The organism is Pseudoalteromonas sp. P1-30 (genome assembly GCF_001400005.1).
Classification (GTDB): Bacteria; Pseudomonadota; Gammaproteobacteria; order Enterobacterales; family Alteromonadaceae; genus Pseudoalteromonas; species Pseudoalteromonas atlantica.
The window spans coordinates 676,508-693,149 of sequence record NZ_LKBC01000002.1; the positions used below are offsets into that span (position 1 = coordinate 676,508).

At 40.2% G+C, this 16,642-nt stretch carries 15 protein-coding genes and 1 tRNA gene; 9 read left to right on the forward strand and 7 right to left on the reverse strand.

From position 1 onward, the window contains the following. Positions 1 to 133 precede the first annotated feature (133 nt). The 5 genes from AN395_RS06470 (at position 134) to AN395_RS06490 (ending at position 2,594) form a co-directional block, all read left to right on the forward strand. A complete protein-coding gene (locus AN395_RS06470; RefSeq protein WP_004587853.1) occupies positions 134 to 682 on the forward strand; it encodes an NAD(P)H nitroreductase in 549 nt (182 codons plus the stop codon). A 204-nt stretch (positions 683 to 886) separates the two neighbouring features. After that, entirely contained in the window at positions 887 to 1,264 is a 378-nt protein-coding gene (locus AN395_RS06475) for a hypothetical protein (RefSeq protein ID WP_024034084.1), read from the forward strand. Between the two features lie 128 nt (positions 1,265 to 1,392). After that, a tRNA-Ser gene (locus tag AN395_RS06480) sits at positions 1,393 to 1,464 on the forward strand. Between the two features lie 53 nt (positions 1,465 to 1,517). Further along, on the forward strand, positions 1,518 to 1,904 hold the full coding sequence (locus tag AN395_RS06485; protein ID WP_054982448.1) for a hypothetical protein: 387 nt from the start codon (positions 1,518 to 1,520) through the stop codon (positions 1,902 to 1,904). 69 nt (positions 1,905 to 1,973) lie between these two features. Continuing rightward, positions 1,974 to 2,594 carry an FKBP-type peptidyl-prolyl cis-trans isomerase gene (locus tag AN395_RS06490; protein ID WP_004587856.1) on the forward strand — a complete coding sequence of 207 codons (621 nt, stop codon included), beginning with the start codon at positions 1,974 to 1,976 and terminating at the stop codon, positions 2,592 to 2,594. Between the two features lie 268 nt (positions 2,595 to 2,862). Here AN395_RS06490 and AN395_RS06495 read toward each other — a convergent pair whose 3' ends face one another. Further along, positions 2,863 to 5,244 (reverse strand): TonB-dependent receptor domain-containing protein, encoded by a 2,382-nt coding sequence (locus tag AN395_RS06495; protein ID WP_054982449.1) that lies wholly within the window; start codon positions 5,242 to 5,244, stop codon positions 2,863 to 2,865. Positions 5,245 to 5,368: 124 nt separating this feature from the next. Beyond that, positions 5,369 to 5,758, reverse strand: coding sequence for a YkgJ family cysteine cluster protein (locus tag AN395_RS06500; protein WP_004587858.1), 390 nt, complete (start codon positions 5,756 to 5,758; stop codon positions 5,369 to 5,371). A 212-nt stretch (positions 5,759 to 5,970) separates the two neighbouring features. Here AN395_RS06500 and AN395_RS06505 point away from each other — a divergent pair, with 212 nt between their 5' ends. The 3 genes from AN395_RS06505 to AN395_RS06515 are packed head-to-tail and all read left to right on the forward strand — an operon-like array spanning position 5,971 to position 7,543. Then, positions 5,971 to 6,399, forward strand: coding sequence for a hypothetical protein (locus tag AN395_RS06505; protein ID WP_054982450.1), 429 nt, complete (start codon positions 5,971 to 5,973; stop codon positions 6,397 to 6,399). A gap of 39 nt (positions 6,400 to 6,438) precedes the next feature. Next, a complete protein-coding gene (locus AN395_RS06510; RefSeq protein ID WP_095206623.1) occupies positions 6,439 to 6,918 on the forward strand; it encodes a hypothetical protein in 480 nt (159 codons plus the stop codon). A 22-nt stretch (positions 6,919 to 6,940) separates the two neighbouring features. After that, complete coding sequence (locus AN395_RS06515; RefSeq protein WP_054982451.1) at positions 6,941 to 7,543, forward strand: DUF1287 domain-containing protein; 603 nt, start codon at positions 6,941 to 6,943, stop codon at positions 7,541 to 7,543. A 2-nt stretch (positions 7,544 to 7,545) separates the two neighbouring features. On the opposite strand, the gene yfaE is transcribed toward AN395_RS06515, so the two are convergent. From yfaE to ubiG, 5 genes are all read right to left on the reverse strand, one after another. Beyond that, a complete protein-coding gene (gene yfaE / locus AN395_RS06520; protein ID WP_004587862.1) occupies positions 7,546 to 7,818 on the reverse strand; it encodes a class I ribonucleotide reductase maintenance protein YfaE in 273 nt (90 codons plus the stop codon). Continuing rightward, the gene (gene nrdB, locus AN395_RS06525; RefSeq protein ID WP_004587863.1) at positions 7,818 to 8,948 is read right to left on the reverse strand and encodes a class Ia ribonucleoside-diphosphate reductase subunit beta; all 1,131 of its coding nucleotides are present in this window, start codon (positions 8,946 to 8,948) and stop codon (positions 7,818 to 7,820) included. Before nrdB ends, yfaE begins: the two co-directional genes overlap by 1 nt. Before the next feature lie 73 nt (positions 8,949 to 9,021). Further along, entirely contained in the window at positions 9,022 to 11,304 is a 2,283-nt protein-coding gene (gene nrdA, locus AN395_RS06530; protein WP_054982452.1) for a class 1a ribonucleoside-diphosphate reductase subunit alpha, read from the reverse strand. Between the two features lie 1,029 nt (positions 11,305 to 12,333). After that, positions 12,334 to 13,014 carry an HAD family hydrolase gene (locus AN395_RS06535; protein WP_054982453.1) on the reverse strand — a complete coding sequence of 227 codons (681 nt, stop codon included), beginning with the start codon at positions 13,012 to 13,014 and terminating at the stop codon, positions 12,334 to 12,336. Beyond that, positions 13,014 to 13,724 (reverse strand): bifunctional 2-polyprenyl-6-hydroxyphenol methylase/3-demethylubiquinol 3-O-methyltransferase UbiG, encoded by a 711-nt coding sequence (gene ubiG, locus AN395_RS06540; RefSeq protein WP_004587866.1) that lies wholly within the window; start codon positions 13,722 to 13,724, stop codon positions 13,014 to 13,016. Before ubiG ends, AN395_RS06535 begins: the two co-directional genes overlap by 1 nt. Before the next feature lie 178 nt (positions 13,725 to 13,902). Between ubiG and gyrA the strand changes: the two genes are divergently transcribed. Then, on the forward strand, positions 13,903 to 16,602 hold the full coding sequence (gene gyrA, locus AN395_RS06545) for a DNA topoisomerase (ATP-hydrolyzing) subunit A (RefSeq protein ID WP_054982454.1): 2,700 nt from the start codon (positions 13,903 to 13,905) through the stop codon (positions 16,600 to 16,602). Positions 16,603 to 16,642: the final 40 nt, after the last annotated feature.

Below are 16,642 nucleotides of genomic sequence, written 5' to 3' on the forward strand. Positions count from 1 at the left end.
AATATTGTTTACGCAGTAAGGGCGCTTTAAGACGAGAGAATAATGAGGGTTTTAATAAAATTGATAATTACGCAGAGTTTATTTTTTAAAGGCATAAATGGTACTCTAACGTTTTGAATTATGAGAGTACACTATGGATGCTATTGAGCTTTTACTAACCCGCCAATCTGACGCTAAATTAACCGCCCCAGGGCCAAATTCAGAGCAGCTCGATATAATAAAGCAAGCCGCGTTACGGGTGCCTGATCACGGATGCATTGCGCCTTGGCAGTTTATTGTCGTTCAAGGTGATGCCCGCCATAAATTAGGTGAGATATACCATCAAAGCGCCGTTGCTGAGCAGCAAGAAGAAAAAGTGATTAAACGCGCAAAAGAGCTTGTGCTGCGCGCACCGATGATCATTATTGCTATTGCTAAGTATCAAGCCCATCCAAAAGTGCCGCGTATTGAGCAAGTACAAAGCGCCGGTTGCAGTGTACTTGCCATGCAACAAGCCGCATTTGCACAAGGTTTAGGTGGTGTATGGCGTACAGGGTATTTTGCACAAAGCACAGCAGTCAAAAATGCCCTTAATTTAGACGAACAAGATGAAATTGTTGGGTATTTATATTTAGGCACCCCAGAGATTGAGTGCAAAAAGGCAGCTAAGCATAAACCAGATGATTACTTCACTTATTTATAATAAATAATGAACTATTGCAGTTCTGCGCAGTCATATAGCATTAAGGTTGCTGCTGTTAGGCTCGTCCTTTTTTGATTTAGCTGTGAGAAGCGCACGGAAGCAATATAGGTTAACTTTTTCTTCTTCAGTTTGTTTTTTAATCGGTTGTTTTTTGTTAAAGTATGGAAAGTCTTAATAAAAATAACGATAAAGAAGACGAAAACGATGGGAAATTTATTTTTACAAGAAAAAGAGAATTGGCTGGCATGGTCAATTTGGGGAATAGTGGGTGCTTTTATTACACTTTATGTGGCAATGAGCACGAATACTGCACATTTTATAGCTGGCTCTGCTATGGGAATGCTTGTTTTATTAACCTGGTGGATGCAGCAGTCTAAAAGGTTTGATTTTGGTCGGGCCTTTAAAATTTGTTTTTATGTGTTATTGCTTAGTGTATTACCTGCATTTTTATTTGTGGTTGTACCAAGTGATGATTTAAACCGTTTTGATTTAATATTTCAAAGCGTTACATTTTTAGCACTTAGTTTATTACTGTGCTTAATTTGTTCGTGGATTGCACGCAGACCAAAGCAATATTATTAATAGGGTAACGCGCAACCTAGGTTTTTAGCTATTTGTGGTGATTTTTTGAACCAAATGCTGTTTTTAGCTAATTATTTACATTTAGGTCTTTACAAGTTGCTCAATACCCCCTATTATTCGCGCCGTACGGAGAGATGGCAGAGTGGTCGAATGCACCGGTCTTGAAAACCGGCAGGGTTCAAATCCCTATCTCTCCACCATTATTTAAAAAAACCGCCTTATGGGCGGTTTTTTGCTTTGTGGAGTTTAATAAATGTCAAAAGAAGCAAACCTTACAACATCCCAGCGCTTAATAAAGCATGTACTACTGTGGATTGTATTTGGCTACTGTTATCAAAGCGCGATTAATTTATTAATAAAAATGGCAGCAGATGCACAACCAGACGCAACGCTTATCACCGCCTTTGTGTATGGTATTGGCTTTAACGTATTAACTGCGCATCTTATTACTAAATACGATACGCATTGGCCTGTCATTGGCGCAGCTTTTATTGCTTTAGTTGGTTTAGTATTAGTGCCATTAGTGCTGTTTGGCAGTGGCGGTTTACTAGCGTGGCCATTGCTTGTTGGATTTTTATTCAGTTTACCCCTTTGTAGCTACATAGTTGGCAAAATTAAGGTAAAACACAGTAAAAACTAGCCCCAAACCGGTTTTATTTTATGTTAGCATGTACGCGTCTTTTAACTAACAAAACGTGAAAAACACATTATGTCAGATAATTTTACTACAGATGCTGAAAAAGCAAGTTACGGTATTGGCTTACAAATGGGTGAGCAACTTAAGTCTAACCCTTTTGAAGGCTTAAACCTAAATTCAGTATTTGAAGGCATGAAAGATGCGTACGCTGGTAGCGCTTTTCAAGTTGAGATCCCTGAGATCCAAGCTGCATTTGAAAAAATTAACGAAGAGATCCAAGCGCGTCGTGAAGAAGAAGCAAAAGTACTTTCTGCTGAAGGTATTGCATTCTTAGAAGAAAACGCTAAGCGTCCTGAAATCACTGTTACCGAGTCTGGTTTACAATACGAAGTACTAGCAACAGGCGAAGGCGAAAAGCCAACTGCTGAGTCTACAGTACGTGTTGATTACCACGGTACATTAATTAACGGTACAGTATTTGATAGCTCTTACGAGCGAGGTCAACCAGCTGAATTCCCAGTAGGTGGCGTGATCAAAGGCTGGACTGAAGCTTTACAAATGATGCCAGTAGGCACTAAATGGCGTATTTACGTTCCTCATGAGCTTGCTTATGGTGAACGTGGCGCAGGTGCTGCTATTGCACCTTTCTCAACGCTTGTATTTGACGTTGAGCTACACGAAATCCTTTCTTAATTTAGTTATTAAGTCAGTATTTAAAAAGCCGTGGTCTTGACCGCGGCTTTTTTGTGTCTTGTGGTTTTAATACCAAGCTATAAAACGTTAATAATTTAGGCCAATCCGCATAATTAAGTGCGTTATTTTGGGGGAAAGATAAACTTGCTACCTGCGCTACAAACGCTATTACAACAAGTAAATAACCTAGTTAATTAAATGAGTAGGCATAAAAAAACCGCATATAAAATGCGGCTTTAAAAGTAACTAAATAAATACCAAAGCGTTATTAAAAATAACCTCTAATACCAAAGCGGAAGTTTCTACCAGGTAGTGGGGCTTTATCTTTTATAAACGAGCTGTGAACAAAGCCAAGTTCGTCTGTAATGTTATCTACATTTAAGTATAACTGCGTATCTATAGCGCCTAAACTTAACTGATAATTAGCTTGTGCATCAACAATTGTGTAGCCGTCGGTTTTAGTTTCATAGGCGCTAATTTTATCTTGCTCAAAGTAGTGCGTACCTGTGAGCGTTAGCTGTAAATCGCCTACATTGTATTGTAATTCAGATCCTAATTTATTTGCTGGTATGCGCGGCAAGTTACCTTCGTCGTCTTTTAGCTTAGCGCGTGTTGAATCACCAAATACTTTAACCATGGCATTAGGGTCAATTTGATAGTGTACATCAAATTCTACACCGTAGAGTTCAGCATCTTTGCTGGCAAATTGATATACGGCAACCGCACCATCATGAGCGCCAATTGCAGACTCTAAACCATCTTCTTCGTCGTAAACTAATCCAGTGTTTTGTTGATAATAAAAGTTTTTAATATCGTTATAGAAAAAATTAACTGTGTAACCAAAGTCACCGCTAAAACGTCTAAAGCTAAAATCTAAATTGGTCGATTTTTCTTGTTTAATGTCTTCTGGCTCAAAGTGAACCTCGTTATCTTCAATATGATAGCCAAGGCCTAGCTCGTAAGTACCTGTAGCAATGTGTAATCCGTTTGATAAAAGCTCAGCAGAAAGGGGCGCACGCTCAGAGTGAGATAAGCTAAGTGCTACGCTTTGCCCTGGTGTGTATTGCCAAATAGCACCGGCAGAGGCGCTTACATTAGTAAAGCTTTCGCTGTATGCAATGCTTTCTTCTTCGCCTTCGTCATGATCTTCTTCTTCATCGTGATCATGTGCGTGCTCGCTTTCGGTAATTGTGCTTGTTATTTCGTAATCTTCAATACGCGCACCAAGCTCTAGTGTAACATCACCAAACTCACGTTCTTCAAGTAGATATAACGCATGTGTAGTGGTCACACTTGCAGGAGTAAATGCTTCTTCGCCAATTGCGTCGTAGTCCGATTCGCTATAATGATAGCCCATCATACCGTGCCACTGCGCTAACTTGTGCTCTACATTTAAGCGTGCTTCGGTTGTTTCATTTTTAAAGGTGGTGCCAATTTCACCGTCTTCAATTTCACTGTGTTTGTAATCAGTGTAGCCAACACGAAGATTAATATTTTCAATCCAGTTGTTATCGAGCGCATAGCTTATAAGGCCTTGCCAACGATCTTGCTCTAGATGTGCATAAACAGACTCTTCTTCCTCTTCATCTGCGTGCTCATCGTGTTCTTCTTCGGTTTCACCTTCATGGTCATGATCATGATGCTCATGCCCAGGAATACCGTAATCGGTTTCAATGCTACCGTAAGAAAAGCCAACCGTTAAATGATCGCCCACATAACTCGTACCCACATTAAATGTGTCGCTATCAATAAAAGTGTTTTCTACAGAGTTATGAGTTTCAACATCACCATCTTCATCTGTAATGTTAAATGTAGGCGTTTCATAGTCATCGCCGCTGCGTTTAGTCCCATCAAAATGAAAGTTAAATCCGTCATTTCCGGTTTCTAGTTTTGCAGCCACGGTATTTGAGTTAGAAACCGTGTCATGGCTGTATTCAGCAGCACCGGTTAAATCATCTAAATTGCTCGTTGGAATACGGTTATCAACCACATTTACCACACCACCTATTGCGCCTGAGCCGTAAAGTAGGGTGCTTGGTCCGCGCAATACTTCAATTTGTTCCGCTGCTAAGCTGTCGCTTGAGGTTGCATGGTCAGGACCAATGCGCGATGCATCGCTGGCATCTAAACCGTTTTGGGTAATTTTAACGCGAGGGCCATCTAAACCACGGATAATAGGGCTTGATGATACCGGACCAAAGTAACTGGCATTAACACCTGGTAAGCCCTTTAGTGTTTCGCCAAGGGTCGCCTTTGATTTGTTTTTAAGCTCATCACCTGATAAAACGCTCACCGGCGAAATCATTTCTAAGCTATTTTTATGCAGTGCAGAGGCATATACAACGACGGTTTCTACCGAGGTAGGGGTAAGCGACACCGTCACATTGTTTGAGTTTTCATTTACCGCAATACGCGAGTCTATAAAGTTGTCTTTACTTACATGCAATTGACTTTGAGAGTCTACATCAATAGAAAATTCGCCCTGTGCGTTGGTTTTTACACCTTGGTCTTTACCATGTACGTGTACAGCTGCGTTTTCAATAGGTTGGTTTTTATCGTCTGTTATTTTACCGGTAACGGTAGCAGCAAGTGCTGAATGAGAACATAAAACAGAAAAAACTGCAGAGGAAATTAATGTTAACTTTGTCATTATCTTAAAGGTTCGCGGTTACTATGTTGTGATATAATATAACACCGCGTTTTTGACTTATCAACAATGTTATACTATAGCTTAACGTTTTTCGATGAATAAACACGCAAATAAGATAAGCTGATTAAGAGCGGCTATCAAGCATAATTATATTAAGCTTATGTTGTGCTCTAGTTTGGTTTTTTACATCGATAGGTTCTATCATTTCGCATTCATCACGTATCATTTCTGACACTAGGCTTGGATAATGGCGGCAATCTTCTGGCCTATCTAGGTAAATGCTACAGGTATACATTGTTTTATGGGAGGGCTCTTTTTTGGGCGCTATTTCTAAAAAGGGGCAAGTGGAGAGTCGCATTTGCGTTTTTGGATCAAACCAAATTTCATCATCTTTAACATATTGATAAATCTCTGGGTTAAACAGTGCCCACATTTCAATTTCTTGTACGGTTGCACTTAAATCGCCCCCACCGTATTTAATACAGCATTTACCGCATTGGTTGCACTCTTTCATTTTTAGCCAGTATATTAGGTAACGATTAGTTTCTCAGTGTATCACTGTAATTAACGTGGATTACTTTTTTATATATAATTTTAAAACCACACTTTTAATTCCAACCCGCTATCTATTATTAATGTATTATTACACCTAAATAATTAGCCGTTCTAATAAGATTAGGACGCCTCTAAATAGTTAGTTTAGTGACCAGTTAAGGATAGTTCCTGATGATGAACACCAAAGTATATAAAGCAGTACATGATTTAGCAGAGCAACTGATGGAAGCTGCAAATAGAAACGACCGTAAAAGGTTTGAATTATTATTTTCTAGGCTCAAAGCTATTTGTGAAGAAAACGAGAATACTTCAAAAGATCACCCCGTACAGTGGGAAACCTTAGCTGACTTTACCGAAGAACTTGAAGAGGCAATTACCACGTATGAAAAAGCGCTACAGAAGTCGGTTGCAATCAATAATAAAGATCATATGTCGTCGGTTGCTTATTCAATGGCAACTCTACAAATAGAGCTTGGACAAAAAAACGAAGCGATTAAAAACTTAAAAAATGCCAAGGTAAGCGCTAATAAAATTGAAGATAAAGCGCTTAAAGCTGAAATTCATGATTTACTTGAGTCACTGACTGAAGAAGAAGGTTAATTAAGCCTAGTTAGTCGCGATTTTAATGAGGCTTGGAATATGGATATATTAACCGCAATCGAGCAATGGATTGATGAGGTAAATCATAAATATAAATACAAACGGGTGTGCTGTACTCAATTTGCATCACAGTTTGCAGGTTTTTACCCAACTGAATTTTTGGAAAATGCCTTTTATGTTGTAATCGATGAAATACCCAAGCCCGATTTTGCTGCTTTACGTGCCATGGGGCTGGGTGATTTTATTGATATGAAAGTCAGCGGCATAACTTATAAAAATACTTACTACTTGTTGCCGACAAGTGTTGATAACTTGCGCGTACATTTTCATGAATTAGTGCATGTATTGCAGTGGCAAAATCTTGGTGCTTTAGCCTTTATAGAGCGCTATATGAATGAAATTAAGCACTTTGGTTATCACAATGCACCGCTAGAAATTTTGGCTTATTCGCTCGATACTCACTTTATAAATTCAGGCGAGGAAATAAATGTGCCTGAGTATGTACTGGATGCATTATAAATTTTTTTACAAGGAACAGAATATGGCTAATGTATGGTTATATTTTAGTGTATTAGCGCCTTTTAGTGCCTTAGCAAATTCATTTGAAGAAGACATAACTGCTGCATTAATACAGCGAACAACACACCAAGTTACGTATGATGGGAGCTATCGTTCAATAAGTTACCCAGGTGGGGACGTGCCAAGTAATATTGGGGTGTGTACCGATGTGATTATTCGTGCTTATCGCCAGTTAGGTATAGACTTACAACAGTTAGTACACGAAGACATGCGTGACAATTTTACTCTATACCCCTCAAAGCGTATTTGGGGACTGACCAAGCCCGATAAAAATATAGACCACCGCAGAGTGCCTAACTTACAAACCTACTTTAAAAGACAGGGTCGTGCGTTAGTATTATCTGATAGCCCTGAAGAGTATAAAACAGGTGATATAGTGACTTGGATGTTACCGGGTAACCTGCCACATATAGGGATGGTAGTTAATGAGCGTTCAGTACAAACTGGCAATCCATTAATTGTACATAACATTGGGCGTGGGGCAGAAAAAACCGATATGCTTTTTGATTATAAAATCACGGGGCACTACCGGTTTGAACCACAGTATTTGAATAAAACGCAGTAAATTTATTTTAAATTAATACTTATATTACCGTTTGGCTTACAACAGCACAGCAGTATTTCTCCCTCGCGTACAAACGCTAAAGGCTCTTCGTTATAGTGCACTTGGCCAGAGACTAACGTGGCTCTGCACGCGCCACAATAACCTTCGCGACATTGATACGCTACGTCTATTTTTTGGTTTTCTAAGCAATGTAAAACAGAAGGGCAGCCAGTGCTAAATTCTATACACTGGCTGTTATCTGCAAGCGTTATACTTGCAGTGGGTTTGTCACTCATTATAAATCAAAGTCACCAAATTCTGAGGCATCTACTTGTGAGTCAATTTGACCTACAAGGTATGAGCTAATTTCAGCTTCTTGCGGTGCAACTTGCACGTTGTCAGACACAAGCCATGAGTTGATCCATGGAATCGGGTTACTGTTGTTTTCAAATTGCGCAGGCAGGCCAATGGCGGTCATACGTGCGTTGGTGATGTATTCAACATACTGACATAAAATGTGTTTGTTCAAACCAATCATAGAGCCATCTTTGAATAAGTACTCTGCCCATTCTTTTTCTTGCTCTGCGGCTTCAACAAACATTTTAATGGCTTCTTCACGGCACTGCGCGGCAACAATCGCCATTTCAGGGTCGTCTTTACCATCTTGCATAATGTTTAAAATATGCTGCGTACCCGATAGGTGAAGCGCTTCATCACGTGCTATTAGCTTGATGATTTTAGCGTTACCTTCCATTAATTCACGCTCAGCAAAGGCAAACGAACACGCAAAGCTGACATAAAAACGAATGGCTTCAAGAATATTTACCGACATCATGGCAAGGTAAAGTTTCTTTTTAAGATCAAATAAGCTAATCACAACGGTTTGACCGTTAATTTCGTGCTTGCCTTCGCCATACAGGTTATAAAGCGACACACCATTGATTAAATCATCGTAGTAGGTGGTTACCGCATCAGCACGTTCGCTAATTTTTTCGTTACTAACTATGTCATCAAAAATAAGTTCTGGTGACTGTGTAACGTTACGAATAATGTGGGTGTAAGAGCGACTGTGAATAGTTTCACTAAATGCCCACGTTTCAATCCATGTTTCTAGCTCAGGAATAGACACAATAGGGAGTAGGGCAACGTTTGGCGAGCGGCCTTGTACACTATCAAGCAGCGTTTGATATTTTAAGTTACTTAAAAATATGTGCTTTTCGTGCTCTGGTAATGCTTGAAAGTCTAAACGGTCTTTACTTACGTCTACTTCTTCTGGACGCCAAAAAAACGAAAGTTGCTTTTCAATCAATTTTTCAAAAATAGGGTATTTTTGTTGATCGTAACGCGAAACGTTAACGGTTTGGCCAAAAAACATCGGCTCTTGCATTTGATCATTGTGGTTACGACTAAAAGTAGTATAAGACATGTCTATCACTCAAAAAACTATCACTAAAACTATCAGGACAAAGCGGGCAAAGAGCCCGCTTTAAGTTTAACTATTAAATTTTACACGCGCCGCCTGCACAATCATCATCTTCCACTTCTGGAGTGTCGTCTTGTGCATCTGATGCGCCATCGCGGGTGTTATGGTAGTAAAGTGTTTTAACACCAAGCTTGTATGCACCTAGTAAGTCTTTTAATAAGACTTTCATAGGTACTTTACCGCCTTCGTATTTGTTTGGATCATAATTAGTATTGGCCGAAATAGTTTGGTCAATAAACTTTTGCATTATGCCCACTAACTGTAAGTAACCATCGTTTGATGGAATATCCCACAGTAGCTCGTAGTTATCTTTTAAGCGTTCGTACTCAGGAACTACTTGTTTTAAAATGCCGTCTTTACTTGCTTTAACGCTAATGTGACCACGTGGTGGCTCAATACCGTTAGTTGCGTTAGAGATTTGCGACGATGTTTCTGAAGGCATTAATGCGCTAAGTGTTGAGTTACGCATGCCGTGCTCTTTAATGCTGGCACGTAACGAATCCCAATCTAAGTGTAGTGGCTCATCACAAATTTTATCTAGGTCACGTTTGTACGTATCAGTTGGCATAATACCTTGAGAGTACGTTGTTTCGTTAAACTTAGGACACGCGCCACGCTCTTTAGCCAGCTCGTTTGATGCCTTCATTAAGTAGTATTGAATTGCTTCAAACGTTTTGTGAGTCAGTGCATTAGCACTACCATCTGAGTAACGCTTACCATTTTTAGCAAGGTAGTAAGCGTAGTTAATTACGCCTATTCCTAACGTACGACGGCCCATAGTGGCATTACGTGCAGCCGGTACTGGGTAGTCTTGGAAATCAAGTAGGTTATCAAGTGCACGTACTGCAAGCTCTGCAAGCTCTTCAAGTTCATCAAGTGACTCAATAGCGCCTAGGTTAAATGCAGATAGCGTACAAAGTGCAATTTCGCCTTCTTCATCGTTTACGTTATTTAACGGCTTAGTTGGCAATGCAATTTCTAAACATAAGTTAGATTGGCGAATTGGCGCCACTTTAGAAATAAACGGGCTGTGCGTATTACAGTGATCCACGTTTTGTAAATAAATACGACCTGTGCTGGCACGCTCTTGTGCGAACATTGAGAAAAGCTCAATCGCTTTAATACGCTTTTTACGAATTGACTCGTCTTGCTCGTATTTTACGTATAACGCGTCAAACTCGTCTTGGTCTTCAAAGAATGCATCGTAAAGGCCAGGCACATCTGATGGGCTAAATAACGTAATGTAGTCGTCTTTAATTAAACGAGAGTACATTAGTTTATTAAACTGTACGCCGTAATCTAAATGACGAACACGGTTATCATCAACACCACGGTTATTTTTAAGTACCAGTAGGTTTTCTACTTCTAAATGCCAAAGCGGGTAGAATAACGTTGCAGCACCGCCACGTACGCCACCTTGCGAGCAGCTTTTAACCGCTGTTTGAAAGTGCTTATAAAAAGGAATACAACCTGTGTGGTACGCCTCGCCATTACGGATATGGCTACCTAATGCACGAATACGGCCGGCGTTAATACCAATACCTGCACGTTGTGAAACGTACTTAACAATGGCAGATGATGTGGCGTTAATTGAATCAAGGCTGTCGCCACATTCAATAAGTACACACGAGCTAAACTGACGCGTAGGGGTACGCACACCCGACATAATTGGCGTAGGTAAAGAGATTTTAAACGTTGATACTGCATCGTAAAAACGTTTGATGTAGTCAGTACGCGTTTCGCGCGGGTAGTCAGAGAATAAACTCGCAGCCACTAAGATATATAAAAACTGGGCGCTTTCGTAAATCTCACCCGTTACGCGGTTTTGTACTAGGTATTTACCTTCAAGCTGCTTTACTGCTGCGTAGCTAAAGTTAAGATCGCGCGAATGATCAAGATAAGCATCTAGCTCATCAAGCTCTTGCTCTGTGTAATCAACGAGTAAATGAGCGTCGTAGCGTTTGTCTTCAACCATTTTTGTAACATGGTCAAATAAACGTGGAGGCTCAAACTGGCCATACGCTTTTTTGCGTAAGTGGAATACAGCTAAGCGGGCAGCTAAGTACTGGTAGTCAGGTGACTCTTTTGAAATTTGATCGGCTGCTGCTTTAATGATGGTTTCGTGAATGTCTTTTGTACGAATACCGTCGTAAAATTGAATGTGTGACTTTAATTCAACCTGTGAAACCGATACGTTGTTTAAACCTTCGGCGGCCCATTCAATAACGCGATGGATCTTATCAAGATCTAGAGGCTCTTTACGCCCGTCACGCTTGCTTACAGATAACTGTTGGTTCATAGCTTTGCCTGTATTCCTTGGGAATTGTGTATTTTGACCAATGCTTTATACCTCGCTAAAGCAAGGTACGTATTCATTTATTATAAGTTTCACCGTATTGGCGAATTTAATTGAATAACATTTGGCCACAATATCTGGTGTTGTTCAATTTAGAGATCACAAGATAGTGTGGTCTGAGCTGATTTGCAAGGGACATAATTGCCCCTATTTGTGGATAACTTTGGGATAACGTATTTGTGTTAGTAGTCACTCACCTTCGAACAATCATTTAAGTTGAAATAGCTAAAAATCAACTAATGATCTGCTAAATTTATGCATTTTGAAAATAAATTTCGACTGCTTTTTTTATCATCAAGCTTTGCATAAAAACTCACAATATATAGTGTTTAAAAATTTACATGGCACTATATATGGTTTTAGTGGGCTACCTAAGAGAATTGTTTTGACTGAGTGATCTAACAATTTCAATAAAAAAAGCATAATCAAAGCTAAGAAATAGAAATGGGCTAAAAAATAGCCCATTTAAATTTAAGCAAACAGCATGCTGCTGAATGTAAGAATTTTAAAAATAGTAATTATCGCACTCTCTGAAATTTCTATAGACAAACTGAATTTCAATTTTAATTTTCCTAAATCTGAAGTTAGTCACTTGCCGATAATATAAGAATAAGTTACGCTCAAATTTCCACAATTAGGCGCCTTTCTAAAATTTTAGCAAGTGTCTTTGCTGATATCATATTCCAGTTTTGAATGTGATATCAGCCCCTCCACTTAGTTGAAATATCAACTCCATCAAAGTGTTAATAAAACTTTAATCCTGCCTGTGCTGATTTGCAAGGGACATAATTGCCCCTATTTGTGGATAAGTCTAGGATAAAATAATTGTGTTAGTAGATACTTACCCGTAAACAATTACTTGGTTTAGCTGTTTAAAAAGTAAACTAATGTTCTGCTGAATTTATGCATTTTTAAAATAAATTTCGACTGCTTTTTTTATCATCAAGCTTTGCATAAAAACTTTACATGGCACTATATATGGTTAAAAGCATCAATAGGGGTGTGCCAGTTAAAATCGGCTTCCCAGCCCTTGGCCTCATCAATACTTGGTATATAGCCCCAAAGCGCTGTTGCTGTGTGCATACCTGCGGCTTTACCTGCTTCTATATCACGTTGAGCATCACCTATGTATAAACAACGCTTAGGATCTACGTTCATCAGTTTTGTACAGTGTAGTAAGGGTAAAGGCGATGGTTTAGCCTCGGTGAGGGTATCGCCACTGATCACAACGTGTGCATTTTTTAAAGCGGGTATAGCAGCCACTAATGGATCGGTTAAAAACCCTGGCTTATTAGTCATTATTCCCCATTTTATACCTTGGTTATCAAGGGCTATGAGTAATGATTCTATGCCTTCAAAGCAGCGGGTGTGTGTCGCTAGGTTTTGGCTGTAGTGGCTGACTAATTGTTTTATACGTTCAGTTTGTGGTTGCGATGCCCATTGCGCTTTAAAGCCAAGTTCAAGTAGTGCGCCGGCGCCATTAGATGCTACTTTTCTATACGCTTCAGGCGTAACTTGCGCAACACCTTCACTTTTAAGTACAGCATTTAAAGCAGCACCTAAATCGTCTGCTGTATCAAGCAAGGTGCCATCTAAATCAAATAAGAAAGCGTCGTACTCAAAAGGAGTTAAGGGGATATGAGATCTAGCCATTATGCTAACTTCTCAAAATGAAGAATGTAATTAACACTCACATCTGTATTTAATGAATACTGCTTAGAAAGAGGGTTGTAGCCCAGGCCAGCACTGGCACGTACTTTTAAACCGGCTTGTTCAGCCCATGCAATCAGTTGTGCAGGTTTGATAAATTTGTTGTGATCGTGTGTGCCCTCAGGCACCATTTTTAACAGCTTTTCAGCACCTACAATAGCAAACAAATAAGCTTTAGGTGTTTTATTTAGGGTTGAGAAAAACACATCAGCCCCTGGCTTGGCAAGCTCTGCGACTGCATGAATAATAGAAGCAGGGTCAGGTACATGCTCTAGCATTTCCATACAGGTTATTACATCAAAGCGAGCAGGGTGCTGGGTTGCAAATTCTTCTGCAGGTACTTTTATATAGTCAACATTTACACCGGTTTCTAGGCTATGAAGCTTTGCTACGGTGAGTGGCTCTTGGCCCATGTCTATACCGGTTACGTGTGCCCCCATGCGTGCCATGCTTTCGCTAAGAATGCCGCCACCACAGCCTACATCGAGTGTTTCTTTATCAAATAAGCCTTGGGTTTTGTTAGCCACAAAGTCTAATCGTAATGGGTTAATTTCGTGAAGAGGTTTAAACTCTCCGTCTTGGTCCCACCATCGCTCTGCAATGGCTTCAAATTTTGCTATTTCTGCGTTATCTACATTTTGATGTTCGGTCATAAAATACTTCCTCGTCAATCTGAGGCCATTATATAGGGCTAAATTGATAAATCGCAAAGTTTTGCGCCTGTAAATTTAAATTAATTGTGATAGCATGGTCGCTTAGAAATAATAACAAATACTCTTGGCGCCTAATACTGGGTTGCTAAGAGCTGATACTGAAGGAATGTGATATCAAATGACTGATCTCGCCAATGAAATTCTGCCAGTCAATATTGAAGACGAGTTAAAAAACTCCTACCTTGATTACGCAATGAGCGTAATTGTAGGACGTGCATTACCAGACGTACGTGATGGTTTAAAACCTGTTCACCGCCGCGTTTTGTTTGCAATGAACGAGCTTAGTAATGACTGGAATAAGCCTTACAAAAAATCGGCCCGTGTGGTCGGTGACGTAATCGGTAAATACCACCCACACGGCGACAGTGCAGTTTATGACACCATCGTGCGTATGGCACAGCCATTCTCACTACGTTATATGCTTGTAGATGGCCAAGGTAACTTCGGTTCGGTTGATGGTGATTCAGCAGCGGCAATGCGTTATACAGAAGTACGTATGGCAAAAATGTCGCATGAGTTATTAGCCGATCTTGAAAAAGAAACGGTTGATTTCGTTCCTAACTACGACGGTACCGAACAAATTCCTGACGTTTTACCAACCAAAGTGCCTAACTTGCTCGTTAACGGTTCATCGGGTATTGCGGTAGGTATGGCAACAAACATTCCACCTCATAACTTAACTGAAGTGGTTAATGGTTGTTTAGCGCTTATTCAAAACCCTGATTTAACGATTCATGAATTAATGGATTACATTCCGGGTCCTGATTTCCCAACGGCTGCCATTATCAATGGTAAAAAAGGCATTGAAGATGCTTATTTAACCGGCCGTGGTAAAGTGTACATGCGTGCACGCGCCGACATCGAAACCGATGAAAAAACAGGCCGCGAAACCATTATCGTGCACGAAATTCCTTATCAGGTTAACAAAGCACGCTTAATTGAAAAAATTGCTGAGCTTGTTAAAGATAAAAAAATTGAAGGCATTAGCGCACTACGTGATGAATCAGATAAAGACGGTATGCGTATCGTTATTGAGATCAAACGTGGTGATGTAGGTGAAGTTATCCTCAACAACTTATATTCACAAACTCAGTTACAAACTGTGTTTGGTATGAATATGGTTGCATTAATTAACAACCAACCTAAGTGTTTCAACTTAAAAGAAATGCTTGAAGAGTTTGTTATTCACCGCCGTGAAGTGGTTACACGCCGTACCGTATTTGATTTACGTAAAGCGCGCGACCGTGCTCATACCCTTGAAGGTTTAGCAATTGCGCTTGCCAACATTGACCCAATTATTGAGCTTATTCGTAAATCGCCAACCCCAGCTGAGGCTAAAGTAGCCTTAACAGCTCGCCCATGGGATTTAGGTAACGTACAAGCTATGCTTGAAAAAGCAGGCGAAGACAACGTAGCACGCCCAGATTGGCTGGCAAGTGAGCTGGGTATTCGCGATGGTCAGTACTATATTTCTGAGCAGCAAGCACAAGCAATTCTTGATTTACGTTTACACAAACTAACCGGTCTTGAGCATGAAAAAATCTTAGCAGAGTACCAATCGCTGTTAGATTTAATTGCTGAGCTACTACACATTTTAGCTAGCCCTGAGCGTTTAATGGAAGTTATTCGTGATGAGTTAGTTGAAATTAAAGAGCAATATGGTGATGAGCGTCGTACAGAAATTAACGCGGCAGCGCACGATATTAGCCTTGAAGATTTAATTAACGAAGAAGATGTTGTTGTGACCCTATCTCACGAAGGTTACGTTAAGTATCAGGCATTGTCTGATTACGAAGCACAGCGCCGTGGTGGTAAAGGTAAGTCAGCAACGAAGATGAAAGATGAAGATTTCATTGAGCGTCTTTTAGTGGCTAATACCCACGATACCATTTTATGTTTCTCTACTGCGGGTCGTTTGTACTGGCTTAAAGTATACCAGTTACCACTGGCTAGTCGCGCCGCTCGCGGTAAGCCAATTGTTAACTTACTGCCACTTGAAGATGATGAGCGCATTACTGCTATCTTACCTGTACGCGAGTACGAAGAAGATAAATACATTTTCATGGCAACTGCATTTGGTACTGTGAAGAAAACACCACTAACGGCATACAGTCGTCAACGTGCAAGCGGTATTATTGCGGTAAACCTTAACGAAGGCGATAGCCTAATTGGGGTTGATATTACCGACGGTAGCAACGAAATTATGTTGTTTACTGATGCAGGTAAAGTGGTACGCTTTAAAGAAGCGGAAGAGTCTGCTGTTGTTGATGAAAACGGCAACCCGGTACTTGACGAAGAAGGCAACCCTGAAATTCGTTTCAAAGGTGTTCGCCCTATGGGGCGTACTGCTACCGGTGTTCGTGGTATTAAAATGGCCGACGACCAACGCGTAGTGTCGTTAATTGTGCCTAAGTCTGATGGTGCTATTTTAACTGTGACTGAAAATGGTTACGGTAAACGTACTCAACTTGAAGATTACCCATCTAAGAGCCGTGCAACACAAGGTGTTGTATCTATTAAGGTGAGTGAGCGTAATGGCGCAGTAGTTGGCGCTGTACAAGTTGACGACAACGACGAAATAATGATTATTTCAAACCGTGGTACGCTAGTACGTACCCGCGTTAATGAAGTATCGACGGTTGGACGTAACACCCAAGGTGTTATTTTGATCAGAACTATTGACGAAGAGCAAGTAGTTGGTTTACAACGTATCGAAGAGATTGAAGTTACAGACAGTGACTTAGTTGATATTGAAGACGTTGAAACGGTTGATACAGTAAATGAAGAAGCAACGGATGATAATCCACCTTCTGAATAACTGAAATTGAAAAAGCGGCTAAGGCCGCTTTTTTTAATCA

Bases quoted from the DNA above. Each gene is read 5' to 3' on its own strand.
- AN395_RS06470 (WP_004587853.1), top strand. From the start codon at position 134: ATGGATGCTATTGAGCTTTTACTAACCCGCCAATCTGACGCTAAATTA.
- AN395_RS06475 (WP_024034084.1), top strand. From the start codon at position 887: ATGGGAAATTTATTTTTACAAGAAAAAGAGAATTGGCTGGCATGGTCA.
- AN395_RS06485 (WP_054982448.1), top strand. From the start codon at position 1,518: ATGTCAAAAGAAGCAAACCTTACAACATCCCAGCGCTTAATAAAGCAT.
- AN395_RS06490 (WP_004587856.1), top strand. From the start codon at position 1,974: ATGTCAGATAATTTTACTACAGATGCTGAAAAAGCAAGTTACGGTATT.
- AN395_RS06495 (WP_054982449.1), bottom strand. From the start codon at position 5,244: ATGACAAAGTTAACATTAATTTCCTCTGCAGTTTTTTCTGTTTTATGT.
- AN395_RS06500 (WP_004587858.1), bottom strand. From the start codon at position 5,758: ATGAAAGAGTGCAACCAATGCGGTAAATGCTGTATTAAATACGGTGGG.
- AN395_RS06505 (WP_054982450.1), top strand. From the start codon at position 5,971: ATGATGAACACCAAAGTATATAAAGCAGTACATGATTTAGCAGAGCAA.
- AN395_RS06510 (WP_095206623.1), top strand. From the start codon at position 6,439: ATGGATATATTAACCGCAATCGAGCAATGGATTGATGAGGTAAATCAT.
- AN395_RS06515 (WP_054982451.1), top strand. From the start codon at position 6,941: ATGGCTAATGTATGGTTATATTTTAGTGTATTAGCGCCTTTTAGTGCC.
- yfaE (WP_004587862.1), bottom strand. From the start codon at position 7,818: ATGAGTGACAAACCCACTGCAAGTATAACGCTTGCAGATAACAGCCAG.
- nrdB (WP_004587863.1), bottom strand. From the start codon at position 8,948: ATGTCTTATACTACTTTTAGTCGTAACCACAATGATCAAATGCAAGAG.
- nrdA (WP_054982452.1), bottom strand. From the start codon at position 11,304: ATGAACCAACAGTTATCTGTAAGCAAGCGTGACGGGCGTAAAGAGCCT.
- AN395_RS06535 (WP_054982453.1), bottom strand. From the start codon at position 13,014: ATGGCTAGATCTCATATCCCCTTAACTCCTTTTGAGTACGACGCTTTC.
- ubiG (WP_004587866.1), bottom strand. From the start codon at position 13,724: ATGACCGAACATCAAAATGTAGATAACGCAGAAATAGCAAAATTTGAA.
- gyrA (WP_054982454.1), top strand. From the start codon at position 13,903: ATGACTGATCTCGCCAATGAAATTCTGCCAGTCAATATTGAAGACGAG.